At 63.3% G+C, this 25,769-nt stretch carries 23 protein-coding genes; 11 read left to right on the plus strand and 12 right to left on the minus strand.

What is annotated here, in order from left to right; genetic code table 11:
- Nucleotides 1-33: 33 nt before the first annotated feature.
- The gene (locus Q5H89_RS13860; RefSeq protein WP_305019923.1) at nt 34-2,433 is read left to right on the plus strand and encodes a glycoside hydrolase family 3 C-terminal domain-containing protein; all 2,400 of its coding nucleotides are present in this window, start codon (nt 34-36) and stop codon (nt 2,431-2,433) included.
- A gap of 77 nt (nt 2,434-2,510) precedes the next feature.
- On the opposite strand, the gene Q5H89_RS13865 is transcribed toward Q5H89_RS13860, so the two are convergent.
- The gene (locus Q5H89_RS13865) at nt 2,511-2,780 is read right to left on the minus strand and encodes a hypothetical protein (protein WP_305019924.1); all 270 of its coding nucleotides are present in this window, start codon (nt 2,778-2,780) and stop codon (nt 2,511-2,513) included.
- A gap of 80 nt (nt 2,781-2,860) precedes the next feature.
- Nucleotides 2,861-3,928: an SDR family oxidoreductase gene (locus Q5H89_RS13870; protein WP_305019925.1), complete on the minus strand. Its 1,068-nt coding sequence runs from the start codon at nt 3,926-3,928 to the stop codon at nt 2,861-2,863.
- A 138-nt stretch (nt 3,929-4,066) separates the two neighbouring features.
- Between Q5H89_RS13870 and Q5H89_RS13875 the strand changes: the two genes are divergently transcribed.
- The 3 genes from Q5H89_RS13875 to Q5H89_RS13885 all read left to right on the plus strand — a co-directional run bounded on the left by Q5H89_RS13875 (nt 4,067) and on the right by Q5H89_RS13885 (nt 7,402).
- The gene (locus Q5H89_RS13875; protein WP_305019926.1) at nt 4,067-5,248 is read left to right on the plus strand and encodes a 1-deoxy-D-xylulose-5-phosphate reductoisomerase; all 1,182 of its coding nucleotides are present in this window, start codon (nt 4,067-4,069) and stop codon (nt 5,246-5,248) included.
- A 141-nt stretch (nt 5,249-5,389) separates the two neighbouring features.
- Entirely contained in the window at nt 5,390-6,733 is a 1,344-nt protein-coding gene (gene rseP, locus Q5H89_RS13880; RefSeq protein WP_305019927.1) for an RIP metalloprotease RseP, read from the plus strand.
- 162 nt (nt 6,734-6,895) lie between these two features.
- Nucleotides 6,896-7,402: a DUF6702 family protein gene (locus Q5H89_RS13885; RefSeq protein ID WP_305019928.1), complete on the plus strand. Its 507-nt coding sequence runs from the start codon at nt 6,896-6,898 to the stop codon at nt 7,400-7,402.
- Nucleotides 7,403-7,451: 49 nt separating this feature from the next.
- Here the strand turns inward: Q5H89_RS13885 and Q5H89_RS13890 are convergent, their stop codons facing one another.
- The gene (locus Q5H89_RS13890) at nt 7,452-8,177 is read right to left on the minus strand and encodes a DUF2461 domain-containing protein (RefSeq protein WP_305019929.1); all 726 of its coding nucleotides are present in this window, start codon (nt 8,175-8,177) and stop codon (nt 7,452-7,454) included.
- A gap of 56 nt (nt 8,178-8,233) precedes the next feature.
- Here Q5H89_RS13890 and Q5H89_RS13895 point away from each other — a divergent pair, with 56 nt between their 5' ends.
- The 4 genes from Q5H89_RS13895 (at nt 8,234) to meaB (ending at nt 12,578) form a co-directional block, all read left to right on the plus strand.
- Nucleotides 8,234-8,980, plus strand: coding sequence for a L,D-transpeptidase family protein (locus tag Q5H89_RS13895; RefSeq protein WP_305019930.1), 747 nt, complete (start codon nt 8,234-8,236; stop codon nt 8,978-8,980).
- Nucleotides 8,981-9,282: 302 nt separating this feature from the next.
- Nucleotides 9,283-10,398, plus strand: coding sequence for a WD40 repeat domain-containing protein (locus Q5H89_RS13900; RefSeq protein WP_305019931.1), 1,116 nt, complete (start codon nt 9,283-9,285; stop codon nt 10,396-10,398).
- 57 nt (nt 10,399-10,455) lie between these two features.
- Nucleotides 10,456-11,376, plus strand: a complete 921-nt coding sequence (locus tag Q5H89_RS13905) for an FKBP-type peptidyl-prolyl cis-trans isomerase (protein ID WP_305019932.1) — start codon at nt 10,456-10,458, stop codon at nt 11,374-11,376.
- 218 nt (nt 11,377-11,594) lie between these two features.
- Nucleotides 11,595-12,578, plus strand: coding sequence for a methylmalonyl Co-A mutase-associated GTPase MeaB (gene meaB, locus Q5H89_RS13910; protein WP_305019933.1), 984 nt, complete (start codon nt 11,595-11,597; stop codon nt 12,576-12,578).
- A 14-nt stretch (nt 12,579-12,592) separates the two neighbouring features.
- Here the strand turns inward: meaB and Q5H89_RS13915 are convergent, their stop codons facing one another.
- Together Q5H89_RS13915 and Q5H89_RS13920 are read right to left on the minus strand one after the other, a co-directional pair.
- A complete protein-coding gene (locus Q5H89_RS13915) occupies nt 12,593-13,315 on the minus strand; it encodes a hypothetical protein (RefSeq protein ID WP_305019934.1) in 723 nt (240 codons plus the stop codon).
- A gap of 1 nt (nt 13,316) precedes the next feature.
- Complete coding sequence (locus Q5H89_RS13920) at nt 13,317-13,517, minus strand: hypothetical protein (protein ID WP_305019935.1); 201 nt, start codon at nt 13,515-13,517, stop codon at nt 13,317-13,319.
- A gap of 95 nt (nt 13,518-13,612) precedes the next feature.
- On the opposite strand from Q5H89_RS13920, the gene Q5H89_RS13925 reads away from it, so the two are divergent.
- Nucleotides 13,613-14,593, plus strand: a complete 981-nt coding sequence (locus Q5H89_RS13925; protein ID WP_305019936.1) for a DNA-methyltransferase — start codon at nt 13,613-13,615, stop codon at nt 14,591-14,593.
- A gap of 124 nt (nt 14,594-14,717) precedes the next feature.
- On the opposite strand, the gene Q5H89_RS13930 is transcribed toward Q5H89_RS13925, so the two are convergent.
- Nucleotides 14,718-16,184, minus strand: coding sequence for a pectate lyase family protein (locus Q5H89_RS13930; protein ID WP_305019937.1), 1,467 nt, complete (start codon nt 16,182-16,184; stop codon nt 14,718-14,720).
- Between the two features lie 150 nt (nt 16,185-16,334).
- Between Q5H89_RS13930 and Q5H89_RS13935 the strand changes: the two genes are divergently transcribed.
- Nucleotides 16,335-16,985 (plus strand): YoaK family protein, encoded by a 651-nt coding sequence (locus Q5H89_RS13935; RefSeq protein ID WP_305019938.1) that lies wholly within the window; start codon nt 16,335-16,337, stop codon nt 16,983-16,985.
- Nucleotides 16,986-17,098: 113 nt separating this feature from the next.
- Complete coding sequence (locus Q5H89_RS13940) at nt 17,099-17,869, plus strand: hypothetical protein (RefSeq protein ID WP_305019939.1); 771 nt, start codon at nt 17,099-17,101, stop codon at nt 17,867-17,869.
- Here Q5H89_RS13940 and Q5H89_RS13945 read toward each other — a convergent pair.
- From Q5H89_RS13945 to Q5H89_RS13970, 6 genes are all read right to left on the minus strand, one after another.
- The gene (locus Q5H89_RS13945; protein ID WP_305019940.1) at nt 17,866-20,457 is read right to left on the minus strand and encodes a DUF5916 domain-containing protein; all 2,592 of its coding nucleotides are present in this window, start codon (nt 20,455-20,457) and stop codon (nt 17,866-17,868) included. The genes Q5H89_RS13940 and Q5H89_RS13945 overlap by 4 nt on opposite strands.
- Before the next feature lie 97 nt (nt 20,458-20,554).
- A complete protein-coding gene (locus tag Q5H89_RS13950) occupies nt 20,555-21,421 on the minus strand; it encodes a DUF4097 family beta strand repeat-containing protein (protein WP_305019941.1) in 867 nt (288 codons plus the stop codon).
- A 119-nt stretch (nt 21,422-21,540) separates the two neighbouring features.
- Nucleotides 21,541-22,323 (minus strand): DUF4097 family beta strand repeat-containing protein, encoded by a 783-nt coding sequence (locus tag Q5H89_RS13955; RefSeq protein WP_305019942.1) that lies wholly within the window; start codon nt 22,321-22,323, stop codon nt 21,541-21,543.
- A 255-nt stretch (nt 22,324-22,578) separates the two neighbouring features.
- Nucleotides 22,579-23,469, minus strand: a complete 891-nt coding sequence (locus tag Q5H89_RS13960) for a HEAT repeat domain-containing protein (RefSeq protein WP_305019943.1) — start codon at nt 23,467-23,469, stop codon at nt 22,579-22,581.
- Between the two features lie 54 nt (nt 23,470-23,523).
- Nucleotides 23,524-24,075 carry an RNA polymerase sigma factor gene (locus Q5H89_RS13965; protein WP_305019944.1) on the minus strand — a complete coding sequence of 184 codons (552 nt, stop codon included), beginning with the start codon at nt 24,073-24,075 and terminating at the stop codon, nt 23,524-23,526.
- 192 nt (nt 24,076-24,267) lie between these two features.
- On the minus strand, nt 24,268-25,769 hold a 1,502-nt coding region (locus Q5H89_RS13970; RefSeq protein ID WP_305019945.1), incomplete at its 5' end, for a hypothetical protein.

Here is a 25,769-nt window from a genome sequence, read left to right on the forward strand (position 1 = left end):
GCTCTCATTTTCACCATTTTCACCTTCCGTCTTATGTCCACCCCCTACTCCAACCTGCGGCCCACCCCCTTTAGGCCGCCGGCCCTGCGCCTGCTGGCGCTGGCCGCCCTGCTTGGCGCGTCCAGCCCCGCCCGCGCCCAAACCGCTAGCCCGCCCCAGCTCGGCAAGGCCAGTATTAAGGAAATTCTGGCGGCCCTCACCACCGAGGAAAAAGTAAAGCTGGTGGTTGGCATGGGCTTTTACCCCTCGGGCTTTCCCGAAGGCCTGCTGCCGCCCGGCAACCCCGGCGACCGTGAGGTGCCCGAAAAAGTGCCCGGCGCGGCCGGCCGCACCCACGCCATTGCCCGGCTGGGCATCCCATCGCTCACGCTTTCGGATGGGCCGGCGGGCGTGCGCATCGACGCCATTCGGGGCAAAGACAGTACGAAGACGTACTACGCCACGGCCTTCCCGGTGGCTACGCTGCTCGCCTCCAGCTGGGACACCACGCTGGTGCGCCGCGTGGGCGTGGCCTTCGGCAGCGAGGTGCGCGACTTTGGCATCGACGTGCTGCTGGCGCCGGGCATGAACATTCACCGCAACCCGCTGGGCGGGCGCAACTTCGAGTACTACTCCGAAGACCCGGTGGTGGCCGGCAACGTGGCGGCGGCGTTTGTGAACGGCATTGAGAGCAACGGCGTGGGCACGTCCATCAAGCACTTTGCGCTTAACAACCAGGAATTTAACCGTATGCAGCTCAACTCGCACATCAACGAGCGGGCGCTGCGCGAAGTCTACCTCAAGGGCTTTCAGCTGGCGGTGAAAAAGTCGCAGCCCTGGACGGTGATGTCGTCTTACAACAAGATAAACGGCACTTACACCTCCGAAAGCCACGACCTGCTCACGAGCCTGCTGCGCCAGGAATGGGGCTTTAAGGGGCTGGTGATGACTGACTGGTACGGCGGCGCCGACGCCGTAGCGCAGCTCAAGGCCGGCAACGATTTGCTGGAGCCCGGCACCTACAAGCAGACGCAGGCCATTTTGGCGGGCCTCCAAAGCGGCCAGCTCACCTCGGCCCAGCTCGACCAAAACGTGACCCGCGTGCTGGAGCTGGTGTTGAAGTCGCCCACTTTCAAGGGCTACAAATACAGCAGCCAGCCGGCCCTGAAGGCCAACGCCGCCGTGGCCCGCCAGGCCGCCGCCGAGAGCATGGTGCTGCTGCGCAACGAGGCCAGGGCCCTGCCCCTGGCGGCTGGCCAGCAGGTGGCGCTGTTTGGCAATACCTCTTACAGCCTCATTGCGGGCGGCACGGGCAGCGGCGACGTGAACCGCGCCTACACCGTGTCGCTGGCGCAGGGCCTGAGTAGCGCGGGTTTCACGGTGGCCACGGCCCCTGGCCAGGCCTACGCGCAGTACCTGAAAGTTGAAAAAGCCAAGCTGCCCAAGAAGAAAAACTTTTTCGACCCGGTGCCCGTCATTCCCGAAATGATGCCCGACGCGGCCATGCTGGCGCAGCAAGCCCAGGCAGCCGACGTGGCCCTCATCACGCTGGGGCGCAGCGCCGGCGAGGGCGGCGACCGCCAGGTGGCCGACGACTTCGACCTGACGGCCGCCGAGCAGGCCCTGCTCAAGCAGGTAGCCACGGCCTTCCACGCCCAGGGCAAAAAGGTGGTGGTTATCCTCAACACCGGCGGCGTAATGGAGGTGGCTAGCTGGCGCAACCAGGCCGATGCCATCTTGCTGGGCTGGCAGCCCGGCCAGGAGGGCGGCCACGCGCTGGCCGACGTGCTGAGCGGCCAGGTAGCGCCGTCGGGCAAGCTCGCCACTACGTTTCCGGTGGCGTATGCCGATGTGCCCTACGCGGCCGACTTTCCGGGCAAGCTGCTGGCTAGCACTGATAAAGGCAACTCGCTCTCGGGTCAGCCTTCCGAAAACTTTTATAATGAAGGTATTTACGTCGGCTACCGCTACTACAACACCTTCAAGGTAAAGCCGGCCTATGAGTTTGGCTATGGCTTGAGCTACAGCACCTTCACCTACGGCAAGCTGCAACTCAGCGCGCCTTCGCTGGCGGGCAAAATTACGGCCAGCCTCAAAGTGACCAACAGCGGCGCCGTGGCGGGCAAGGAAGTGGTGCAGCTTTACGTGCACGCCCCAAAAGGCACCCTGGCCAAGCCCGAGAGCGAGCTGCGCGCCTTTGCCAAAACCAATCTGCTAGCCCCCGGCCAGTCGCAAACCCTCACCTTCACCCTCACCGCCGCCGACCTGGCCTCGTACAACACGGCCGCCGAGGCCTGGCAGACCGATGCCGGCACCTACACGGCCCGCGCCGGGGCCTCGTCGCTCGACATTCGCCAGTCGGCCACCTTCACCGTGCCCAAGCTGGTAGTGGTGCAGAAAAGCCGCCGGCTGCTAGCCCCGCAAAGCCCCGTAAAGGAGCTGAGCGCAAAGTAACCCGGTTGATTTCCAGCAGAAAAAAAGGCTTCCCGATGGTATCGGGAAGCCTTTTTTTTCTGCTGGAAATCAACCAGCTACATGGTAGAGGCCGGCTGACTCTTCATTTTCGTCTTGCCGTTTTTGCGCTTCATGGCGCGGTTGCTGCGCATGGTCGGCTTATCGGCTGGATTGGTCTGGATAAAGCCGGTATTAGCCTGGGTTTCAATGGTGGCATCGGGCTTGGGAGCCGAGGTAGAACTTGCGGGCGAAGTTGTGCTCGGGGGCGGGGTGCCCATAGGCGTTTGCGCCGAAGCGGTGAAAGCAGTCCCGGCTACCAGGGCGCAGGCAAAAAAGAGATTTTTCATGGGAAAGAGAATTTAAGAAGAAGTGAGCCAGCAAGTTGAACCCTGATACTACGCGGGATATCCGCCAGGGTTAGCCTGCCTTAGTTATCAGTAACGGGCACGCGGGGCTCGGCGCCCGATTCGCGCGGCACGCCGGCATCCTGGAGCGGCGCTTTGCTGGCCAGAAACAGGCCGATGGTGGCGGCCAGGCCCGTGGCCACTACCACACCGGCCACCACCGGGTTGAGGCGGGCGCGGGTGTAGAGGCTGGTTTTCATCACGTGGCCGGGGTTGTGGCCGTGCACCCGGGCGTGGGGGCCATTGGGGCGGTGCAGCGAGCCGGCGGGGTCTACGGCGCGGGTGCCGTCCTGCTTTTGCTGGGCCACGCCGGTTTTGGCTTCTACCCAGTCCATTACGCCGGGCACGTATTTATTCACGCTGCTCATGATTTTGCCGCCGCCGCCCACAAATACGTCGCGCATGGGGTTCACGGCGGCGTGCAGAATGGCGTTGGCCACCTCCTCGGGGGCATATACGGGCTGGGGCAGCTTGGGCTTCTCAGCCAGATAGTTGCGGGCGTGGTCGGGGAAGGGGGTATTGATGGCCGCCGGCTTGATGAGCGTTACCGACACGGGCGCTTTCTCATCGGCCAGCTCGATGCGCAGGGCATCGGTAAAGCCCTTCACGGCGTGCTTGCTGGAGGCGTACATGCCCTGGATGGGCACCGACACGTCCGATACCACGCTGCCCAGGTTGATAAGCGCCCCGCCGTGTTTTTTGAGGTGCTTGATGGCTTCGAGCGACCCATTCACAATACCCCAGAAGTTGGTGTCGTAAAGGCGCTTAAAGTCCTCAAGGTTGCCCTGCTCAAGCTTGCCCCACATGCCCACGCCGGCATTGTTGACCCAGGTATCGAAGCCGCCAAAGTTGGCGTGCGCGGCGTGGTGGATGCGGCGCACGGCGGCGGGGTCGGCCACGTCGGCGGCCACAGTCACAACCTTGCCGCCCAGCTGGCGGGCCACGGTGTCGAGGTCGGGCTGCGAGCGGGCGGCCAGCACGAGGCGGGCGCCGGCCTTGGCGGCGGCTTTGGCCGTGGCTAGCCCAATGCCGCTGGTGGCGCCGGTGATAACGATAACTTGCTGGTCGAGGGGTTTGAGCTTGACGGACATCGGGGAGGAGGTGGAAAAGGATAGTTGGAACGGCTGGGCCGGGCTTGCTTCTACGGGCGGCCGCAGTAAATGGATAAGGCGGAGGTTGCGCCGCCGGGGCTGGCCCTACCTTTGGGCTTCCATTCCCAACCCTCGCGCATGGCGGATTTTTTTTCTCAACAAGCTTCTCTTAAATCGCTGGCGCTGCTGGGCTCCACGGGTTCCATCGGCACGCAGGCCCTGGAAGTGGTGCGCGAGCAGCCGGGCCGGTTTCGGGTGGCGGTGCTCACGGCCGGGCGCCAGTGGCAGCTGCTGGTGGCGCAGGCCCAGGAGTTTCGGCCGGCGGCCGTGGTTATCAGCGACGAGTTTTACCACGAAGTGAAAGCTGCCCTGGCCGGCCAGCCCGAAACCCAGGTGCTGGCCGGCGCCGCGGCCCTGGCCGAAGTAGTGCAGCGCCCCGACGTCGACGTGGTGCTTACGGCCCTGGTCGGCTACGCCGGGCTGGTGCCCACGGTGGCCGCCATCCGGGCCGGCAAGGCCATTGCCCTGGCCAACAAGGAAACCCTGGTAGTAGCCGGCGAGCTGATAACCAAGCTGGTGCGCGAGCACGGCGTGGCGCTGCTGCCCGTCGATTCGGAGCACTCGGCCATCTTCCAGTGCCTGGCCGGCGAGGCCCAGAATCCCATCGAAAAAGTTATTCTCACCGCCTCGGGCGGGCCTTTCCGGGGGCGCGGGGCTAGCGAGCTGGCGCATATTACCAAAGCCCAGGCCCTGAAGCATCCCAACTGGACGATGGGCGCCAAAATCACCATCGATTCGGCCACGCTCATGAACAAGGGCCTCGAAGTAATTGAGGCCAAGTGGCTGTTCGGCCTTGACAATGAGCAGATTGAAGCCGTGGTGCATCCCCAAAGCATCGTGCACTCGCTGGTGCAGTTTCAGGATGGCTCGCTGAAGGCGCAGCTAGGCCTGCCCGATATGAAGTTGCCCATCCAGTACGCGCTGGGCTACCCCGCGCGCCTGCGGAATGAATTTCCCCGGTTTTCGTTTCTCGATTATCCCACCCTCACCTTCGAGGCGCCCGACCTGGGCACGTTTCGGCACCTGCCGCTGGCCTACGCGGCCATGCGGCGCGGCGGCACCGCCGCCTGCGTGCTCAACGCCGCCAACGAGGTGGCGGTGGCCGCCTTTTTGCAAGACAAGGTCAGCTTCTTGGGCATGGCCGACGTGGTAGCCGGGAGCCTGGAAAGGGTGCCGTATCTTGCAGCCCCAACCCTGGCCGACTACGCCGCTACTGACTTGGAAGCACGTAGAATCGCTACTGAGTTACTTGACAAATAATTACCTGACACCCGATACGTCTGTCATGCTGAGCTTGCCGAAGCATCTTGCTCGCTTCGTTGAAAAGCACTCGAAAGATGCGAGCGAGATGCTTCGGCAAGCTCAGCATGACGGTTAGTTATTACCTACAAACCCCTCTCTTTGGAAATTCTCGTTATGATTGGCCAGCTGGTGCTGGGCCTTTCGCTACTAGTTGGCTTACACGAATTTGGGCACTTTGCCTTCGCCAAGCTCTTTAAGATTAAAGTCACGAAGTTTTACATCTTCTTCGACTTCCTCTTTCCGCTGCCCCACGTCTGGAATTTCAGCCTGCTCAAGAAAAAAGTGGGCGAAACGGAGTACGGCATTGGATGGTTTCCGCTGGGGGGCTACGTGGCCATCCACGGCATGGTGGACGAAACCCAGGACGCCGACGCCCTGGCCGGCCCGCCGCAGCCCGATGAGTTTCGGGCCAAGCCGGCCTGGCAGCGCCTGCTGGTGATGCTCGGCGGCATTATCATGAACGTGCTTACGGGCATCGTCATTTTCACGGCCCTCACCTACAAGCTGGGCGAGAGCTACCTGCCCGCCTCGGAGGCCCGCTACGGCGTGGTGACCACCAGCCTGGGCCGCGAAATGGGCTTCCGCAACGGCGACCAGATTGTGAAAATCAACGGCCGGCCCTTCGCTGAGTTCAACGACGTGTACGACCCCAATGTGCTGCTAGGGTCAGAAAGCTACTACACGGTGGAGCGCGGCGGCCAGCTCCTCGACCTGCCCAAGCTGCCCCCGCGCTTCATGGACAAGATGAGCAAGGCCGGCGACAGCCTGTTTGTGGAGCCGCGCCAGCCCTTCACCCTCAAGGAGGTAGTGCCCGGCAACCCGGCCGCCAAGGCCGGCATCGTGGCCGGCGACCGCATCACCCAAATCGGCACCACGCCCATTCAGTACTACGACGAGTTGCTGCGCACGCTGCCGCTTTACAAGGGCAAAACGGTGCCCGTGCAGGTGCAGCGCGCCGGCCAGACCCTGACCCTGCCCGTAGCCGTGAGCGCCACCGGCAAAATTGGGGTGCGCCCCGAGCCGCAGCTGCACTTCAGCACCCGCTACTACGGCCTGGGCGAGTCGGTACCGCAGGGCATCAAAAAGGCGTTTGGCGTTATCACCTTGCAAGCCAAGGCGTTTACGATGATTGCCAAGGGCCAGGCTTCGGCTTCGGAAAGCCTGGGTGGGCCGGTGGAGATTGCCCAGCAGTTTGGCGGGCACTTCGACTGGCCGCACTTCTGGACCCTGGTAGGGATGCTGAGCATGGTGCTGGCCTTTATGAACCTGCTGCCCATTCCGGCCCTCGACGGTGGCCACGTGCTGTTCCTGCTCTACGAGATGATTCTGCGCCGTAAGCCGTCGGAGAAATTTCTGGAGGGCGCCCAGCGCGTAGGCACGGTGCTCATCCTGGCCCTGATGGTGTATGTGATTGTGATTAAGCAGGTAATGAAGCTGTTTTAACTTACTTATCGACTCCTAAAAACGGCTGTCATTGCGAGCGAAGCGCGGCAATCTTTCCTTTACGTCAGGGTTACTAATCCAACGAAAGAGGAAAAATTACCGCGCTTCACTTCGTTACGCTCGCAATGACAGCCGTCTTTTAGACTGTTCTTCTCCTCCACCATGCGTAAACTTCCCCTCCTTCTGAGCCTGCTGCTAGGCCTGCCCGGCGTGGCGGGCACCCGCCACGCCTACCACACCAGCATTCTGGAGCTGAAGCTGAACCCGCAGAAGCAGCAGGTAGAGCTGGCGCTGAAGGTCTTTACCGACGATTTTACCAAGGCACTTTCCAAGGGCCAGCCCAAGGCCGTGGACCTGCGCGAGCCCCGCGCCCTGCCCCTGGCCGAACTCTATCTGCATCAGCACCTTAAGCTGACGCTGCCCGCCGCCCCGCGCCAGCCCCGCCTACCGCTCGATGTGCAGTTTCTGGGCCTGCAGCCCGAAAAGGACGCCTACTGGCTCTACGCCAAAGTGCCGCTGCCGCACCCCACCAGGGAGCTACTTATTCAACAGGAAGTACTCCTGGACGAGTTTGCCGACCAGATGAACATCGTGAATGCCGAAGGCAACGGCAAGAAAATCAGCGCATTGCTGCGCAACGGCCACGAAGAGGAAGTGCTGAATTTTTAGACTACCGAAACACGCCGGCACGCGCGCCAGCCGTATCCCTAATTGGAGGCTAGCCGCCGTGGCTGGCCTCGCCCAGCCACTCGCCAAACGGCCCCAGCGCCCGCAGCGCCGCCAGGATATGCGCCCGAAATGCCTCGGGCGAGAGCTTGCGCACCTCGGCATCGGGCAAGTAGTGCATGAGCAGAAACTGTTTGTGGCGCAGCCAATTAGCTTCCGGATGGCTAGCCTCGTAGCCGGGCGGCATCTTCTTGAGCTGGTCGCCGGCCAGGCCCTGCGGGAAAAACTGCCGGGCCTCGGGCGTGGCTAGCCGCGCGTGCAGCTCCTCGGGCGAATAATCAATTTCCTGCCGGATGGCGGCCAGCTGCTCTTTGGTGGGCTCGTAGAGGCCGCCGGCCACGAGCGTCTGGCCGTTGGTGCCGATTTGCACGTAGCGGCCGGGCGCCTCCGAGTGCTTGCCGCCGGGGGCGAAGTAGGCCGAGAAGTGCGTTTTGTAGGGCACTTTCACCTTGGAAAAGCGCACATCGCGGTAAATGCGGAAGATGCACTTCCTGGGGTCGAGGCCGGCCAGGGCGGGCTCGTCCGGCACCAGCTCGCGCAGCCAGTAGGCTACGTCCTGCTCAAAACCGGCGCGCAGGCGGTCGTAGATGGATTTGTGGTCCTGAAACCACTCGCGGTCGTTGTGGTGGGCGAGGTCGTGGAGAAAGTCGAGCAGGGCGGCGGGGTTCATAGCCGCAAAGATGCGGCGGGCGGCGGCCCGGCCAGGCCCGGCGCGCATACCAAGGGGGTTGCCACCGGCGTTGTTTGGCGGCCTACCTGCTCAGCCCCTGCACCTTGCCTCTGCTACTACTGCTGTTTGCATTCTTGCTAGCCGGGCCGGCCGCCGCCCAGGCGCCCAGCCCGTTGCCTCCGTCCTTCTGGGTGCGGCAGCTTGGCTACCCGCGCGTGCGGGCGGCCTATGCCCGGTGCTGGCCCGCGCTGGCCGCCCGGCTGCAAGCCCAGCACCTCGATTCGGCCCGGCTGGAAGTATTTTTCCGGCTCATCAAAACCCACCGGGCCCTGGAAGTGTGGGCCCGCAACCGGGGCGAGGCGGCGTTCCGGCAGCTGCGGAGCTACCCGCTGGCCGCCACGTCGGGCACGCTGGGGCCCAAGCGCCGGGCCGGCGACGGCCAGGTGCCCGAGGGCTTTTACACCATCGACCGCTTCAACCCGCAGAGTGCCTACCACCTCTCGCTGGGCCTCGACTACCCCACGGCCGACGACCTCCTGGCCACCGGCCTGGCCGACCCGGGCGGCGACATCTTTCTGCACGGCGCCGACGTGACGGACGGCTGCCTGCCGCTCACCGACGCGGGCATCGAGGAAGTATACCTGCTGGCCGTGGCAGCCCGGGCGGCCGGGCAGGTCAGCATTAGCGTGCACCTCTTCCCTTTCCCATTACTAGAAAGCGAGCTGCGCCAGCGCGCGGCTAGCCCACACGCGGCCTTTTGGCGGGGGCTGGCACCGGGCTACGCTTATTTTGAGGCGCACCGGGCGCCGGCCCCACCGCTAGCCCAGTACGCGGCGCCGGCCACCAGGTAGGTTGGGAACTTCGAGGATGTTGAGCTGGACTAGCGCGGCGCCGGCGCTTTTCTCAGGCAGCTAGGCCAATGCCCCAGGCAAGCAGCAGATGGCCGACGCCGGCGCCAGCCTGGATAAGCAGCAGCTTGCCAATGCCCGCCGCCGCCAGGCAAAATCCAATACTCATGCTAAGCGCGCGGTTGTTTATATAGCCCTTGAAGCGCGCCGGCAAAATACTGCCGGGCCAGCCAGGCCCGGCGCCCGCTAGCCTCCCGGCACGGTTTTTTCGTTTATGCGGGCTACTAACCCTTTCTGCTTTGCCTATGCGCCGGCTCCTGCTTGCTTTTTTCGCTTTAGCTATTCTGTCCCCAGCGGCCAGGGCCCAGCGGCCTACCGACCGCTGGTATTTTGGCCGCCAGGCCGGCCTCGACTTTAGCAGCGGCACTCCCACGCCCCTGCTCGACGGAGCCATGACTACCTACGAGGGCTGCGCCACGGCCACTACCAAGCGCGGCGAGCTGCTCTTTTACACCGATGGCCAAACCGTGTGGAACCGCCAGCACCAGCCCATGCCGGGCGGGCGCCACCTCATGGGCTCGGGCAGCAGCACGCAGTCGGCACTCATCGTACCCGACCCGGGCTCGGGCAACATTTTCTACATCTTCACAGTGGCGGCGCAGGGCGCGCCCGACGGCCTGCGCTACTCGGTGGTAGACATGACCCGCGCCAATGGGCTCGGCGACGTGCCGCGGGCCAACCTCTTGCTTATCACGCCGGTAGCGGAGAAGCTAGCCGCCGTGCGCCACGCCAATGGCCGCGACGTGTGGGTGGTGGCTCACCGCTGGAACTCTAACGCCTTCGTTTCCTACCTCGTCACGGCCGAGGGCGTGAGCTCGGGCAAGCCTATCCTGAGCAACGTGGGCGCTATGAACGCCGGCCCCGGCCGCAATGCCATCGGGGCGCTCAAGTTCTCGCCCGATGGCACCAGGCTGGCTGCTGCGCTGTGGCGCGAAAACAACAAGTTTGAGGTCTACGACTTTGACCGCAGCACCGGCAAGGTGCGCAATGCCCGCAGCTTTGGGCCCTATGAAGAAGCCTACGGCGTTGAGTTTTCGCCCGATGGCCGCCTGCTCTACGGCTCCTGCAATGGCAATACCAAGGAGAAGAAAGTAGCCGCTGCCAGCGAAACCCAGCTGGTGCAGTTCGACCTGAAAACCGGCAAAGCCAGCCAGGTAGGCCATTCCTCCAACCACAAGCTGGGCGCCTTGCAGCGCGGGCCCGATGGCAAAATCTACGTGGCCCGCGAAGACAACTCCTTTCTGGGCGTGATTGAGCAGCCCAACACCAGCGGCCCGGCCTGCGGCTACGTCGACGATGGCCTGAAGCTGGGGGGCCGCCGCAGCAAGCTGGGCCTGCCGGCCTTCATTGCGGAGCCATAGGCCGGCGCGGCCTAGCGCAGACTAGCGCCGCTGGCGTATTTTTACAAAAAATAGCCTATGAAAGCCTCTTTGCTTGCCGCCAAATTTCGCCTGCTCACGTTGCTGCTCCTCGCCACGGGCAGCCTGCTCGCTACTTCCTGCAAAAAGGACGACGTGGTGACCGACTACTCGGCCGCCGACGACGCCACCATCAAGAAGTACCTCACCGACAACTCCATAACCACCGCCCAGAAGCAAGCCTCGGGGCTCTACTTCGTGCCCACCTTAACCAATGCCAGCGCCGCGCTGCCCAAGGCCGGCGAGGTGGTATCGGTGCTGTACACCGGCACGCTGCTCAACGGCACCGTTTTTTATTCCACGGCGCAAAACGACAATACGCCCGTCAGCTTCGCGCTGCTGCCCAACCAGGTTATCCCGGGCTTTGGCGAAGGCGTTGCGCTCATGCACAAGGGCGATAAGGCAACGTTCCTGATTCCGTCGGGGCTAGCCTTCGGCACCTCCGGCTCGGCCCCCACGGTACCCGCCAACACGGTGGTGCGCTACGATGTCGAGCTGGTAGACATCAACCCCAGCTTTGCCGTGCCCGACGACAACCTACTCAAGAAGTACCTGGATAAGAACAAGATAACTACGGCCCAAAAACAAGCGTCGGGGCTTTACTTCATCCCTACCGTGAGCAACCCCAGCGGCACGCCGGCCAAGGCCGGCACTACGGCTTCGGTGCTGTACACGGGCAAGCTGCTCGATGGCACCGTGTTCGACGCCTCGTCGCTGCACGCCAACGTGCCGCTCAACTTTGTAGTGGGCAGCGGCTCCCTCATCACGGGCTTCGACCAGGGGGTGAGCCTGATGCGCAAGGGCGAGAAAGCGACGCTGCTCCTTCCGTCGGCCCTAGCCTACGGCAGCACCGGCTCCTCGCCCAATATTGCCCCTAACACCCCCATCATCTTCGACATCGAAGTAGTGGATGTAAAGTAACAGTCTTGATTACCAGGCCACAAGGGCGACCCGGCACGTGCCGGGTCGCCCTTGTGGCTGCCCGCCAGGGGCTAGCTCCTGCCGGTGCGGAAGCGTCGAAAGCCCAGGCCGGTATTTTCGGTAAAGGAAAATTTACTCATCCGCTTACGCAGTTCATCCCCCGCTGCCTTTGGTTGAACACGGCGGTGAGGCGCGGGCGGCGTGCGTATTTTGCGGCCGTGCCCGCTCCCCCTCTTTCCGCCGCCGACTATGCCCAGGGCCTTGCCGCCGGGCAGCGCGGCACCCTGGCCCGCGCCATCACGCTCGTCGAGAGCACTTTGCCTCAGCATCAGGCCCTGGCGCAAGAAGTGCTGCAAGCCGTGCTGCCGCGCACGGGCGGCGCGCTGCGGCTGGGCATCACGGGCGTGCCGGGCGTGGGCAAAAGCACCTTTATCGAGGCGCTAGGGCTGTATTTAGTCGAAAAGTTGGGCAAGAAGCTGGCCGTGCTGGCCGTCGACCCCAGCTCGCCGCGCGGCGGGGGCAGCATCCTGGGCGATAAAACCCGGATGCCGCAGCTCACGCTGCACCCGCGGGCGTTCATCCGGCCCTCGCCGGCCAGCGGCAGCCTGGGCGGCGTGGCCCGCGCCACCCGCGAGGCCCTGCTGCTGTGCGAGGCGGCCGGCTACGACGTTATTTTCGTCGAAACCGTGGGCGTGGGCCAGAGCGAAGTAGCTGTGCACGGCCTGGTCGATTTCTTCCTGCTGCTGATGCTGGCCGGTGCCGGCGACGAGCTGCAGGGTGTGAAGCGCGGCATCATGGAAATGGCTGATGCGCTGCTCATTACCAAGGCCGACCAGGGCAACGAGCAGGCCGCCCGCCGCGCCGCCCGCGACTACGAGGGCGCGCTGCACCTCTTCCCGCCCGCCGCCAGCGGCTGGGCCGTGCCCGTGCGCACCTGCTCAGCCCTCAGCGGCGCGGGCCTGCCCGAAGCCTGGCAGCTCATCGAGGCCTACGCCGCCCAAACCCAGGCTAGCGGCTACTGGCAGCAGCGCCGCGCCCAGCAGCAGCTCCAGTGGCTGGAAGAAGCCGTGCGCCAGGCCCTGGAGGCGCAGTTTTACGGCCGGGCCGGGGTGCAACAGTCGCTGCCGGGTATGCGAGAGGCCGTGGCGGCGGGGCAGCTTACGCCGTGGGCGGCGGCGGGGCGTTTGCTAGCATTAGTTTAGCAACCAGAATACAATTACAGTGCGAGTGATTGCTGGGCAGGAGGGGTATCGGTCAAGGCAATAGTCTTTTGCTGCCGCGACTTAAGCCATGCAATAGCCTGCTCTAAAGAGTCTGTCCAATCAGCATTCGGCCTTTGTGCCACTGGCTGAAAGGTAGCTAAGGCGTTAGTTTCTGTGGCATGGGGTACCAGCCATTTCTCCACGGTATACAGGTAAGTATCCCAACGGCCAGTTGAAGGATACATGCAAACAGCCAGTATATCAAACTCTCCAAATCGGTAAGGGCGTGTCTTTACCCCGTCTACCGTCCCTCCCCTTGTTCGCTGTGTCTCAACAGAAAACATGTTCTTACCTGTTTTTTTATTGAATACAGAAGGCCCGTTCTTGGCACTTCGCTGTAACTTTATTTGGATGGTCACTTCTTCCTCAGCTGCATTCCGCAACTTGTAGTCATAAGGCAAATCCCCAACAAAAGCCACATCATCCCAACCACTGAGCGTCGGCAACACTATCACCTCAAAAAGTAAATCAGCCAAGCTCCCGCGTAGCATTCGCCAAGGCATTCCATCCTGAAGCTTCATTTTTTGAAGCGCTGACAGTACTTCGTCACTCGTCAGGTTCAATACCGCCTCCATTGGGTGCGCACCATGCATTAGTTTGAGTTCACGATAAAGCCCTAACTGTTCATCGGGGGTAAGCGTGGCTAAAATCCGCCGCACTCGGGAATCAGGACTCATATTAGATTCTTTTTTTTCGTCCTTTTGGGGCGGGTGTATACTGGCTTACTTGCTCACTGCTGACGAATACTGAACCGCCTATTTCCAGCGTCTTGAGCCTTCCAGCCTTCACAAGTTTGTTAATTGCCTGACGAGACACGCCTTTCCTTCGGGCTGCCTCGGCCTGGCTTATCCAGTCTTGGTTAGGAGTATCGTTAGTCACAGTCAAAAATTAATAGGTTGACATTGTCAACCTATTTCATTACCTTGCGGCCAGATTGAGCATCAAACTTATCTTCAATATTGACAATTCCACTAATGAAATCTACTTTGCAGCAAGAACTGACATTTGCGCCTCAGCCCATACTGACTGACATAGAAGGGTTTGCTCCATTTTACGAAACAAATTTTGGCCGTGCTTACTTAGCGAATTCGCTGGAATTACTGAAAGCTATACCCTCTAGCTCAGTGAACCTCGTAGTAACATCTCCCCCGTATGCTCTTCACTTTAAGAAAGAGTATGGGAATGTGACCAAGCAAGAGTACGTGCAATGGTTTCTGGTATTTGCCAAAGAAATTCAACGGGTTCTGACCGATGATGGCAGCTTCGTTCTAAATATCGGGGGAAGTTTCAACAAAGGCGAACCAACACGTTCGCTTTATCACTACAAACTCTTAATTGAACTCGTAGACACCATTGGTTTCAATCTAGCCCAAGAGCTCTTCTGGTACAATCCCGCAAAAATGCCTGTACCTGCTGAATGGGTTACGATTCGGCGCATCCGAGTGAAAGACTCTGTTGAGAATGTCTTTTGGCTCAGTAAAACTGCGTGGCCTAAAGCCAGCAATCGAGGAGTGCTCCGACCCTATGGAGACGATATGTTACGACTGAACAAGAAGGGTCTTAGTAAGACAGTACGCCCTTCAGGCCATAACATTAACGAGAGCTTTACTAGTGTAGATGCGGGCGGTTCTATTCCCCCAAACGTCATCGAGGAACCTCTTTCTGAAGAGGTGGTTGTAGATGGAATGCTCAAGTTTGGCAACAACTCTGCCAACGACCCATATACTAAGCTATGCAAGGAGAACGGGCTAAAAATCCATCCTGCACGCTTTCCGGCTGCTCTACCGGAATTCTTCATCAAACTACTCACGGAGGAGGGTGATATAGTACTGGACCCATTTGCGGGCTCGAACACAACAGGGGCCGTTGCTGAACGCTTAGGGCGTCGGTGGATTTGCTCAGACAGTAGTGAGCCCTATTTGGAAGCCAGCAAATTTCGATTTGCTAAGGTGTAGCAATTAAAACGACGAAGGGGAAGGCAAGCATATTGCTGCCTTCCCCTTCGTCGTTTTATGTACTTCTCCGAAAAGGGTGTCAGCTAAGATTTAAGGCAATTCCTAACATACACAAGCAGCTCCCCTACTTGCCGTTGGCCAGCTCGGCCAGGTAAACCTCCAGCGTAGTATACCCGCTAGCCCCAATCTTGCCGCGGTCGGCCGCGTCCTTAGGGTTGAGCTTGTGGGCTAGCTCCCAGGTGTCGGGCATGCCGTCGTGGTCAGTATCGATGGGCACGGGCTTTGAGGCTAACACCGGCCAGGCGTTGCGCGACACGCTGTAGGGCGTGCCGTGCGGGTAGCCGCCCTGCACGTCGATGAGGCGGCCGGTGCGGGTGCGCACTTCGCGCACCAAGCGCTGGTCGAGGGTATCGCGCAAGGGGCGGCTGGCCCCGGCGCCGGCCAGCACGAGGTCGTAGGCTTGGGCGGCGGGCTGGGTGGCTACGGGGCCGAGGTCGAAGGGCTGGCTAGCCTGGGCCAGGGCCGTGTCGGCGCGGGTGCCCTCGTTCATGTCCACGCCGCGCCAGTTGTGGGCAGTTACTTCGGCGCTGGCCTCCTGGTAATTGCCGGCCAGGTAGAAGTGGCCGTAGGGCAGCGGGTTGTTGCCCTTGGTGAGCTTGTAGGGGTTGAGCAGGCGGGCGCGCACGGCAGGCTTGGTGCTGGGGCCGGGCTTGTAGTAATTATTGACAATGTTGTAGTTACCGCCCTCGCCGGCGTACACGTTGTTCTCGCCCCAGTCGTAGATGACGTTGTTGCGGAAGTCGCAGTTCTCATAGCCCGCCGCGTGGGTGTAGCGGCTGCCATTAAAGCGCGGCGTGCGCGAGTTGCAGTGCACAAACAGGTTGTGGTGCATGCTGGCGTGCTGCCCGCCCCAGATGCCGCCGTAGCCGTGGCGCTCGTAGTCGGTATCGCCGTCCTCGAAGTGATACGAGTAGTTGAGCGGCGGCCCAATGAGGTTCCAGCTGAGCGTGGTGCTGTCGCCCTCGTACACCGAGAAGCACTCGTCGGTGCTCCAACTCATCGAGCAGTGGTCGATGACGAGCCGGTTATTGCGCTGGCCGCCGAAGGCATCGTCGCCGCCCGCCCCGTCTTTGAAACCCTGGTTCTGGTTTTTATCGCCCATGCGAAAGCGCACGAAGCGCACCACCACGTTGCTAGCCTTCACCTGCACCGGGTAGTCGGCCAGGCAAATGCCGCCGGGCGAAGTTTGGCCCGCAATAGTCGTGTTGCCTTTGCTGAACGTGAGCGGCGAGAGCAGATGAATGGTGCCCGACACCCGAAACACGATGGTGCGCGCCGGGGCCTTTTGCTCGCTCAGCTGCACGGCGTAGCGCAGGCTGCCGGGCTGGCCATCATCGAGCAAGTTGGTGACTTCGAGCACCGTAGTAGGCTGGGCCTTTGTGCCGCGCCCGCCCGTAGCAAAGCGACCGGCGCCCTCGGCCCCCGGAAAGGCGAGCAGCGCAGGTGCGGCGGGCGCCGCCAGGCGCAGGGCCCAGCCGGTGGCCATGGTCGACAACAAAAGCGCGTGGCGCAGCCCGAAACCTAGCAGCATAGCAGTCAAAACAAAGGGGTGGGAAGCAAGAGCAGGCCGCAAATATGCCCCGGCCGGCTAGCCCCCGCGCCCGACCGCGGGCTTTTCTTTGCGCAATCGTTGTCGGCAACGTTGCCAGCCCCGGCGGCCGCTAGCCCTCTTTCCTTTATCATGCCTGCTACTACTGCTGCCCCAGACGCCCTGCCGCTGGGTGCGCTCAGCTTTACCCTGGCGCTGGTGGCGCTGGCCGGCTACGTCGATGCCGTGGGCTACCTACGGTTTCAGGGCGTGTTTGTGTCGTTTATGAGCGGCAACACTACCTCGCTGGGCGTGGCCGTGGCCGAAGAAGACACCGGCAAGCTGCTGGAGCTGGCCGGCGTTATCGGCCTGTTTGTGGCGGGCGTGGTGGGCGGCAGCCTGCTGCACCGCCGGGCCGGCCGCTGGGGCAATACGGTGCTCCTGCTCGTTATTCTCAACCTGCTGGTGCTGGCGTATGCGCTGCCGGAGGCGGCCATCGAGAGCCTGGTGCTGGCCATGGGCGCGCTCAACGCTTCGGTGCACCAGGTGGGCCGCGTCAAGGTCAGCCTCACTTTCGTTACGGGTACGCTCGTGCGCTTCGGCACGGGGCTGGCCGACTGGCTCAGCGGCCAAGCGCCGGCCCAGGACTGGCTGTGGCCCGTGGCGCTGTGGCTGGCGTTTTTGGCCGGGGCGCTGGGCGGCGCGGCGGCCCTGCGGCACCTGGGCCCGGGGGCTCTGCTGGGGGCCGCCGGCCTGAGTTTGGGGCTAGCCCTGCTGGCCCGGCGCGTGCGGGGCACAGCGTAGCTGGCGAGCCCAGCGCCGTCTTCACCGCCCCCTATCTTTGAGCTAGCCGGTTGGCCCCGGCTCAGGCAGCCGGCACCGACCATTGAGCTGCTTTAACTACCCAGGTTTTTCGCATGGCCGCCCTCGTTACTTGGTTGCGTCGTTTTGGCTTTTGGCTTGGCCCCATTGTGCTGGTTGGCAGCCTGCTGCTGGCTGTGCTGCTAGTGCTGGGCGGCGTCGTTTTTTACCCGCTGTTTATTCCGGCGCTCCTGCTTTTGGTGGTGCCGGCCGGCGGGCTATGGCTAGGGTGGTCGCTCCTTACGGGCAGTACGCAGCCGCTGTGGGCCAAGCTGCTGGCCCCGGTGCTCAGCCCGGTGCTCGGCTGGCTGCTCTGGGTGCTGGTGATAGCACCTGCCTTCTCCGCCCGTGACCGACTGATTTTTCTGGTTCCCGTCGGCTTTAGGGGGGATGTAGTCCTCCTTCAGGACCCCAAAGCTGACAAGCCTTTGCCGCCGGCCTACGACGGCTACATTACCCTCTACGTGCCACCCAACGGCCTGCTTACTACCTCAGACAATCTCAGGAGCGACTGGCTGACCACGGCCCAGTATTACGCGGTCAATGCGGCGATTCAGCGCCTGGGTGAACTGCCCCAGCTTGACGGCCGCGACGCCAACCAAAATGGACAACTACCTGAAAATAATCCGATTGGCGTATTTCTAACGGGCCCGGGGCGTAAGCGGGCGAAGGCCGGCTTGGCCGGCAGCCACCCAGCCCTGCCAGCCAGCTACCTCGACCAAACAACGGAACACCTTTCCTTTACCGTCGCCCCGGCCCTCGTTGTGCCGACGTGGCGCGCCCCCCTGCCAACGCAGCACCTACGCCCAGAGACAACCAACCCCTAGCCGCGGCGGTGCCGCAAACTCAGGTAGTCGAGGTAGTACAAGACCTTCACCGACACGTTGTTATTGTGCGGGGTGTTGGCCACGTTGGTGAGGTTGTCGAAGTAAAGCGGCGTAGCCTCGTTGCCTTGCAGGTAGCTGGCGGTGGCATCCTTGTACACCAGGCTCACCTGCGAGCCGGGGGCAAACCACCACACCAGGGCCGCGTCCACGTTGAAGGCGTTGAAGCTCGTATCGTGGTTGCGCTGGTAGCCGGGCAGGTTTTCCTCGGCGCCGTTGGGCCGCAGGCGGGCAAAGTCGAGGTAGTGCACCGTGCTCACGTAGTGGCGCACGCGCATGGTGAAGGAAATGCGGTTGGTGAAGGTGTAGTTGGTCGTCAGCGTGTTGGTGAAGGTCGACACGTCGCGGCGGCCCAGCAGCACGTCGGCCCCCAGCAGGTCGCTGTAGGTCTGGTCGATGGGCAGGCTCAGGTCGAAGCCGTCGTTGACGTAGCCGACCTGGTTCTTCTTCAGGCTGTAGTCAAACGTGTAGCGGAAGTTCAGCTTGTCGCTCACGCGGTAGCGCGGGCTCAGCGTGAGGCCAAAGCCGAGGCGGCGCGGGCGGGCCAGCCGGTCGTCGAGGGCGTAGGGCCGGATGCCCGCGTTCACGTCGTAGGCCAGCTTTTTGCGGTAGTCGCTCGACACGAACGCGCCCAGGTTAAAGCTCGTGGGCACCCGCACGTAGTACTGGCCCAGCTCGGCCTTGCGCGGCTCGTAAAAGTCGTGCTTATACAGGTCCAGGTTGATGTTAAACCCGGTCGTTAAGAAGCTCTTGGTGAAGGTGGTGTTGGCGCTGCCATAAATGCCCGCGTTCTGGTACAGCAGCGGCTGAAACAACGCCGAGTGGTACACCCCGAGCGTGGTATACAGGTTATTAACCTTCCAGAAGGCGTCGTACTTGTTGTAGTTCACGGTGGCCGACTGGCTCACGTTGTTGTTGCCAAACAGGATGCCCAGGTCGTTGGGGTTGTAGGTGTCCGACTCGATGCCGTGGTCCACGTTCCAGGTCCAGTTGCCCGAAATTTTGCCGTAGTTGAGGTAGTACTTGTAGCCGGTGCGGTCGCTCACGGGCGCGTCCGAAAACATGTTCTGGCCGCGCCGCTGCGAGTAGTTGAGCTGGCCGCTGAAGGCGTACTGGTTTTTCTTGTCGGCAAAGCGAAACAGGCCGGCCGTCACGTTGGCGTCGTAGGTGGTGCCGGCGCGTGTCACGTTGGTGTTGATGAGCGACACGTACGAGTTGTGCGGCAGGCTCTGGTCGAGCACCACGATGTTGTAGTTGGTCAGCGGCTGGGTCAACACGTCGCGCTCGTGGCCGCCCACGCTGTCGCGCAGCGTGGCGTAGCTAGGGGCCGATAGCGCATTGAACACCCCGATACCCAGCCCCTTACTAGTGCGCCCGCTCACCTTGGTGGCGTTGAGGAGGCGCGTCACGCCCTGGTTGTGGTAGAGGTATTCGCCCTTGCCCAGCTGCCCGGCCACGTCGTTGAAGCCTAGCGGCTGCGCCCCCACCCGGCGCGAGTAAAACAGACCGCCTTTGTTGAAAAGCTCGGTGCCTTCGGTGAAAAACGGCCGGTTTTCCTGGTACTGCACCTCGAAGGGCGAGAGGTTGAGCACCTGGTTGTCGCTGATGGTCTGGCCAAAGTCGGGTATCAGCGTGGCATCCAGCGTAAAGCTCTCGTTGATGCCCCACTTGATATCGGCGCCGGCGTTGAAGCTGGTGCTCGTATTCTGCTTGCCCTGCTCGTTGTAGGGGTAGTGGTTGACGTAGCTGCTGACGTAGGGCGTGAGCGAGAGGCGTAGCGGCGGGTGCAGGTTTTCGAGGTTGGTAAGCTCGCCCCACTGGTTCACGAAGCCGTCAATCTGGGGCTGAATGGCGTTCCAGGTCAGCTGCTGGTTGTCTTTTTTGCGCTGGCGCATGAAGTTGACACCCCAGGTTTGCACCGGCGCCTGGGCAAAGCGGATGGCCGAGTACGGAATCCGGATTTCGACGCTCCAGCCCTTGCCGTCGGGCAGCGGGGCCACGCGGCTGTCCCACACGGCGTTCCAGGCAAAGTCCTCGCCGTTGGCGGGCGAGTAGCGGCTGTCCATCTGCACGCCCGTGCTCAGCACAATGAAGCCGTAGCCGTTGAGGTGGTCGCGGTAGGGGTCGAGGAAAATGGCGAAGAAGTCGGTGTTGCCGCCGTTGTCGCGCTGGGTCAGCTCGCGCTTGATGCTGTCGGGGCTAGCCTCCACCATTTTGGCGCCCACGTACAGCGCGGCATCGTCGTAGAGCACGCGCACCTCGGTGGGCAGGCGCTCGGGGCGGCCGGGCCGGGGCCGGTTTTCGATAAACTTATCGGCCACCGGGGCGGCCTGCCAGGCGGCATCGTCGAGCAGGCCATCGAGCTTGATAGGGGCGGCCGTGCGGTGGGCGGCCAGCTGGCGGCGCGGCGCGGCGGCGGCGGCCGGGGCGGCCGGCAGGCTTTTTTGGGCGGCAGCGGGGCTAGCCCCGGCCAGGCAGAGTAAGCCTAGCAACAACCCCCAAAGGCCCCGCTTAGCTTGTAAAAACGACATGATGGGTGGGTGAAGTAAACGTACAGCCGCGCCATAGACGCCGGCATAAGCCCGGCCGTTGTCTGGCCCCGCAAGTATTTTTTGGGCTGGTTTTGCGCTAGGGCTGCTTGCGGAAAAACACGTCGCCGCTCACCGACTCCAGCTTCACGAGCGGGCCACCGCCGCTGCCGTAGCTGCCGTGCAGCTGGTAGCCCACGTAGCTGCGCTGCTTGAGGTTGGTGAAGCTCACGGCCGGGTCGGCGTAGACCTCGCCGGTGATGGACTTGAGGCTAAGCTCGGCGGCTTTGGCGGGCGGCCAGGCCAGGTCCACGTCGCCGCTCACGGTGGTGGCTTCCACGGGGCTGCCGCTCAGGCCGTTGAGCTTCACGTCGCCGCTCACGCTGCGCACGTTCACGGGGCCGCTCAGGGCGCTCAGCAGCAGGTCGCCGCTCACAGTTTTGGCCGTAATGGCCCCGCTGAGGCCGCTCAGGTCCACGTCGCCGGTGAGGGTGGTGATGCGCAGGGCCGTGCCGGCGGGCAGGGTCACCTCGTAGGTTATCTTGGCGCAGTAGCTGTACTCGTCCTTGCTGTAGCTGAGGGTGGGCCGCAGGCCGCCCGTTTTGCTGCTGCGGGTGTAGCCGCCGTGCACGCCGCCGCCCGAGTTGTTGCGGCTGCCGCCCTCGCAGGGGCCCTCGTAGTGGCTTTGGCGCAGCTTGTCCTCGTCCAGCTTCTCCACTACGCTCAGCTCGGTATCGCTTTTTTCAAGGGCCAGGCTGTAGAGGTCATTCTGCTGGTTGTCGTTGATAGTCACCTTGGCCTGCACGCTCAGGCTAGCCCCCGGCCGCACCCGGATGCTGTGGGCATACTTCAGGTCGAGAAACACGCCCTGGCCGGCGGCCAGCGGGGCGGTCTGGGTCACGAGGCGCTGGGCCAGGGCCGGGCGCAGGCCGCTCAAAAGCAGCAGGGCAAGCAGAAAACGGTTCATAAAAAGGCAAGGGAGGAGGTGATGGGAAGGGGTACCTTTTGGGCAAGCCGCGGGCTAGCGGAGCCACCTTCAGCGGCTCCGGCAGGCAGGCATACCCTGGCTGGCTAGGGGGCGCGGCGTTACTTGGCCTTGCGCAAGAACACGTCGCCGCTCACCGATTTGAGCGAGAAATTGCTGCCGCCGCCGTTGGCGCGGCCCTCAATGGTTTGGCCGCCCACGTGGCGCATGCCGTTGCTACCGTCGAGGTTGAGGTCGAAGTCGGTGTAGATTTCGCCCGAAATCGAGCGCAGCGAAAGCGTCAGCTTGGCGGCGGCGGGCAGGGTCACGTCCACGTTGCCGCTCACCGAGGTGATGGCGCTGGGTTGGCTAGGGGTGGCGCTGAACTGCACCTTGATGTCGCCGCTCACGGTGTTGGCCACCACCGGGCCGCTCACGTTCAGCAGGCGCATATCGCCCGAAAGCAGGCGGGCCTCAATGCGCCCGCTCAGGTCGCGGATGGTCAGGTCGTCGGAGCCGCCCATGGGGTCCGAGTTGAAGAGCACGTCGGTTTGGCGCGGCACGCGCACCGTGTAGTGGCCGTCGCTGCGGGCCGTGCGGGCCACGCGCAGCGTGTTGTCGCCGGTAGCCGTCACGGCCAGGCCGAGCTGCGTGTTATCGGCCCCGCCGCTGTAGATGGGGCGCAGGCCGTGGGCCAGGGCGGGCGGCGCCTCAAAGTGGCCCGTGCCGTGGATTTGCAGCTCGTCGCCGTTGTAGCCCTCCACCGTCACGTCGCTGCCGCGCATGTCGAGCACCACCTTGCGATTGGTCGGGCCGCTGAATTTCATTTTAAAATCCTGGGCGCGCACGGCGGCCGGCAGGGCCAGCCCGAGGGCTAGCAGGGGTACGAAAGCAAACTTTTTCATAATCAGGAAAGCGAAAGAAAATACGACGGCAGCCCCAGAGCGCGGTGGCACCGCCCTCCCCCACCCGCTGCCGAAACCTTCGCGGTGGGTTTGTCCAGAGGCGGCGTGCCACGCCGCTTGGTAGTTTTTATCAATTGTTAGTTGTTAATTGTTAATTGTTAGCTAACTACATAATCTTGTACTTCGTCATGCTGAGCGGAGTAGCAACCTGTATCGTCATCTAACAATTAATCATTTACCATTAATAATTAACCATTAAATCAATTGCCCCAGGCCGCTTTCGGCTTGCAGGCGCACGGCGGGCAGCGCGTCGGGCTTTTTGGCGAGTTCTTCGAGGCCGGGCACGGCGCGCTTTTCGCGCAGCGTCACCAGGGTTTCGATGAGGGTAATCTGCACGTTGGGGTCGGTTTGCAGGGGCAGCGCCTCCACCAGGGCCGGGCCCACGCGCGGGTCGCTGCGCAGCCGGAACAGCGCCTCGCAGGCGGCTAGCCGCACGTTCGGATTAGGGTCAGTATCAAGGGTATGAATGAGCGTGAGCACGGCCGGGTCGTTGGGCTCCACGATGGCCGCCGGGGCCTGGCTCACGAGCTGCAGGCGCTGGCTGGCCGTGGCGGGCTGCTGGCGCGCCGCCGCCAATTTTACCGACAGGGAGGGCTGGGCCGGCTGCTCAGTTTGGGTTAGCTGGGCCAGCGGGCTAGCCGGCTGCCCGCCGCGCAGCAACAAGCCCAAAACGGCCCCCACTGCTACCAGCGCCACGCTGGCCGCCACACGCAGCCACTGCTGGCTGGGGGTATTTTTCTGATTAACAACCACTTGCTCGACCTGGGGCGAGGCCAGCGGCTGGCCGCCACGGGCGGCCGTCAGCCCGGCGGGCGAAGCAGCGGCCTGCTTCGCCTTTTCCTCGGCCAGCATGGCCTGAAAATCGTCGCGCATGGCTAGCGGCGGCAGCTCGGGGGGCAGCGCGTCGAGGTCGTTGAAGAGCTGGCGCAGCTCGGCCAGCTCGGCCTGGCAGGCGGGGCAAGTGGGCAGGTGCGCGGCCAGGTGGGCGGCCTCGGGCGGCAGCGGCTGGCCGTCGGCCAGCTCGGGCAGCCAGAGGCGCAGCTCGGCGCAGGCCGGGTCAGTCAGGTGAGCAGAATTAATAGCCACTGTTTTAATTATGAGTTGTGAATTATAAAGTATGAGTTGCTTTTTATCAGCTGGTTAACTTAAGTAAATCTTACGCAGCGCGTCGAGGGCGCGGTGGGCCTTGACCCTGGCCGCGCCGGCGGTGCAGCCGAGCTGCTCGCCGATTTCGGCGTAGTCGAAGCCCTGGAAGCGGTGCAGCAGCAGCACCTCGCGCTGGGCGGCGGGCAGCAGGCCTAGCGCTTCGTGCAGGGCCTGGTGCTGGTCGGTGGCGGCGCGCTGGGCCTGGGCCTGGCGGCCGTGGGCAGCGGTTTTTTCGACTTCTTCCAGGTCGGCGCTGGGGCGCTGGCGCTGGTAGTGGTCGGCCCACACGTGGCGGGCCAGCTGGTAGACCCAGGCCCGAAACGGCTGGCCCGGCTGGTAGCTGGCGCGGTAGCGCAGCACCCGCACAAACACGTTCTGGGTCAGGTCCTGGGCCAGGTCGCGGTCGCCGTTGGCCAGCCTGGCCAGGAAACCGAACAGCGGGCCGTGGTAGCGCTCAAACAGCCCGGTTAGCTGGTCGAGGTCGCCGGCCTGCACCTGGGCCATCAAGGCTTCGTCGCTGAGCGCAGTAGCGGTGGCGGCAGGCATAGGGGCGGCGGTAAGGAGGTCAGGAGTGGTAGGTTTTGCAGGGAGTACCGGCGAGGTAGCCATTCGTTACAGCGAAGAAAGAATTATTTTCAAAAAAGGCCACACCCGGCCGCACCGGGCACAAAAAAGCGGGCCGGCCATCTGCAATCTCAGACAACCGGCCCGCTAGCCTCTGGCATCAGTGCCAAGGAGTTAGTTTTCGTTCACGTTGATGTTAAACGTTGAGGACCTGCCCTTGCCGCTCACCGGCTGGCCTAGCAGCTGGCGGTAGCGGGCCACCTGGTCGGGCGTGAGCTTCCTGCCATTCACGCGGCCGCCCTTGTCGGTGAGCTGGAAGGAGAAGCTGCGCTCGGCCGGGCCGATGAGGCCATCCTGGCGCAGGGCAGCGCGCAGCTCGGCTGTTTTGGGGGCGGCGGGGGCCGGCGGGGCGGGCGGCGCCTGCGGCGTAACTGGCGCTTGCGGGGCACGCGGCGGGCGGGGCGGCGTGGGCAGGCTGGCGCGGCCATCGAGGGTGCGCAGCTCGGCCTCGGCGGCGGCAATGCGGGCGCGCAATTCAGCGCGGCGCCCGGTGGCCTCCGCCCGGGTGGCAGCCTGGTCGGCTTGTTCTGCATCGCGGTCGGCTTGTTCCGCATCGCGGTCGGCCTGGGCAGCGGCACGGTCGGCCTGGGCAGCAGCCCGGTCGGCTTGGGCGGCGGCGCGGTCGCTTTGCCAGTCGGCATCGCCGTGCAGCATTTTGCCCTGCTTGTCAACTCTCAGCCGCACGTAGCCGCGCTTGCTGCGGTCCAGGTGAAAGGTAGGGTCGGCAGGATGGCTGGCGGCTGCGCCATTGAGGCCGTTCAGCTCGAGTCGGAAAGTGCGGAACTGTTTTTGCAGCTCACCCTGCTGGCGGCCTAGCTCAGCTTGCACGCGGCGCATTTCCCGTTCTATTTCCTGGCGCTGCTCGGCATTGAGGGTTGGCTCGCGCAGGGTTTTAGCCAAGCTTTCGCGAGCAGCTTGCAGGGCCTGGTCGTTCAAGTCATCAGTCGAAAAATCAAAGCTGAAAGAGCCCGTGCCCGCGCGTTCGGGCCGCTCCGGGCGCTCAATGCGCACCGAAGGGCTGGGTACCGTTACGACCTCCACGGTGCGCACCTTCTTGGCGCGCTTGGCTTTTTTATCGGTCGTCTCGATGCGCTGGCCATCCACGGTCAGGTTTACGACGCGGCCTTTTTTGTCTTTCTCGATTACAACGGTGCTGGCCTGGCCCCGGCGCGGAGCAATTTGGCGTAGGCGGCGCAAGCGCCCCAGAGGCTCATTATCAAGTATTTCTATCTGCTCTTCCTGCCCTATTTGCTCCGGCGCTTCTCGTGCTTCCACGCCGGGCACGGCCGGAATGCCGGGCACCGCCGGCATACTGGGCAGGGCCGGAATACCAGGCAAAGCCGGCAAAGCTGGTAGAGCGGCCACGCGCCGCCGGGCCGTATCGGCGGGGCTAGCGGCAGGGGCTGTTTGGCTGGGCACGGTTTGGGCCGGGCGGGCGGCCAGTACCACGCCGGTGCTCAGGCCCAGCAGCCCTAGCAGGGTGAGGGAGCCAGCCAGCAGGCGCTCGCTCATAGTAGGGGCCTGGGGGCGGCCCAGCGCCAGGCGGCGCACCCGGGCCAACAGGCCGCCGCGCCCGCCGGCGCCGGCAGCGGCCAGCGCCAGGCGCGGCGCGGTAC

This window comes from Hymenobacter cheonanensis (assembly GCF_030581075.1).
Lineage (GTDB): Bacteria > Bacteroidota > Bacteroidia > Cytophagales > Hymenobacteraceae > Hymenobacter.

What these genes read in the sequence shown, in the direction of transcription:
- Q5H89_RS13945 (WP_305019940.1), bottom strand. Translation starts at nt 20,457, where the DNA reads ATGTCGTTTTTACAAGCTAAGCGGGGCCTTTGGGGGTTGTTGCTAGGC.
- Q5H89_RS13890 (WP_305019929.1), bottom strand. Translation starts at nt 8,177, where the DNA reads ATGCGCGCCGGGCCTGGCCGGGCCGCCGCCCGCCGCATCTTTGCGGCT.
- Q5H89_RS13950 (WP_305019941.1), bottom strand. Translation starts at nt 21,421, where the DNA reads ATGAACCGTTTTCTGCTTGCCCTGCTGCTTTTGAGCGGCCTGCGCCCG.
- Q5H89_RS13865 (WP_305019924.1), bottom strand. Translation starts at nt 2,780, where the DNA reads ATGAAAAATCTCTTTTTTGCCTGCGCCCTGGTAGCCGGGACTGCTTTC.
- Q5H89_RS13925 (WP_305019936.1), top strand. Translation starts at nt 13,613, where the DNA reads ATGAAATCTACTTTGCAGCAAGAACTGACATTTGCGCCTCAGCCCATA.
- Q5H89_RS13900 (WP_305019931.1), top strand. Translation starts at nt 9,283, where the DNA reads ATGCGCCGGCTCCTGCTTGCTTTTTTCGCTTTAGCTATTCTGTCCCCA.
- Q5H89_RS13870 (WP_305019925.1), bottom strand. Translation starts at nt 3,928, where the DNA reads ATGTCCGTCAAGCTCAAACCCCTCGACCAGCAAGTTATCGTTATCACC.
- Q5H89_RS13860 (WP_305019923.1), top strand. Translation starts at nt 34, where the DNA reads ATGTCCACCCCCTACTCCAACCTGCGGCCCACCCCCTTTAGGCCGCCG.
- Q5H89_RS13915 (WP_305019934.1), bottom strand. Translation starts at nt 13,315, where the DNA reads ATGAGTCCTGATTCCCGAGTGCGGCGGATTTTAGCCACGCTTACCCCC.
- Q5H89_RS13905 (WP_305019932.1), top strand. Translation starts at nt 10,456, where the DNA reads ATGAAAGCCTCTTTGCTTGCCGCCAAATTTCGCCTGCTCACGTTGCTG.
- Q5H89_RS13875 (WP_305019926.1), top strand. Translation starts at nt 4,067, where the DNA reads ATGGCGGATTTTTTTTCTCAACAAGCTTCTCTTAAATCGCTGGCGCTG.
- Q5H89_RS13935 (WP_305019938.1), top strand. Translation starts at nt 16,335, where the DNA reads ATGCCTGCTACTACTGCTGCCCCAGACGCCCTGCCGCTGGGTGCGCTC.
- Q5H89_RS13965 (WP_305019944.1), bottom strand. Translation starts at nt 24,075, where the DNA reads ATGCCTGCCGCCACCGCTACTGCGCTCAGCGACGAAGCCTTGATGGCC.
- Q5H89_RS13940 (WP_305019939.1), top strand. Translation starts at nt 17,099, where the DNA reads ATGGCCGCCCTCGTTACTTGGTTGCGTCGTTTTGGCTTTTGGCTTGGC.
- Q5H89_RS13955 (WP_305019942.1), bottom strand. Translation starts at nt 22,323, where the DNA reads ATGAAAAAGTTTGCTTTCGTACCCCTGCTAGCCCTCGGGCTGGCCCTG.
- Q5H89_RS13885 (WP_305019928.1), top strand. Translation starts at nt 6,896, where the DNA reads ATGCGTAAACTTCCCCTCCTTCTGAGCCTGCTGCTAGGCCTGCCCGGC.
- Q5H89_RS13930 (WP_305019937.1), bottom strand. Translation starts at nt 16,184, where the DNA reads ATGCTGCTAGGTTTCGGGCTGCGCCACGCGCTTTTGTTGTCGACCATG.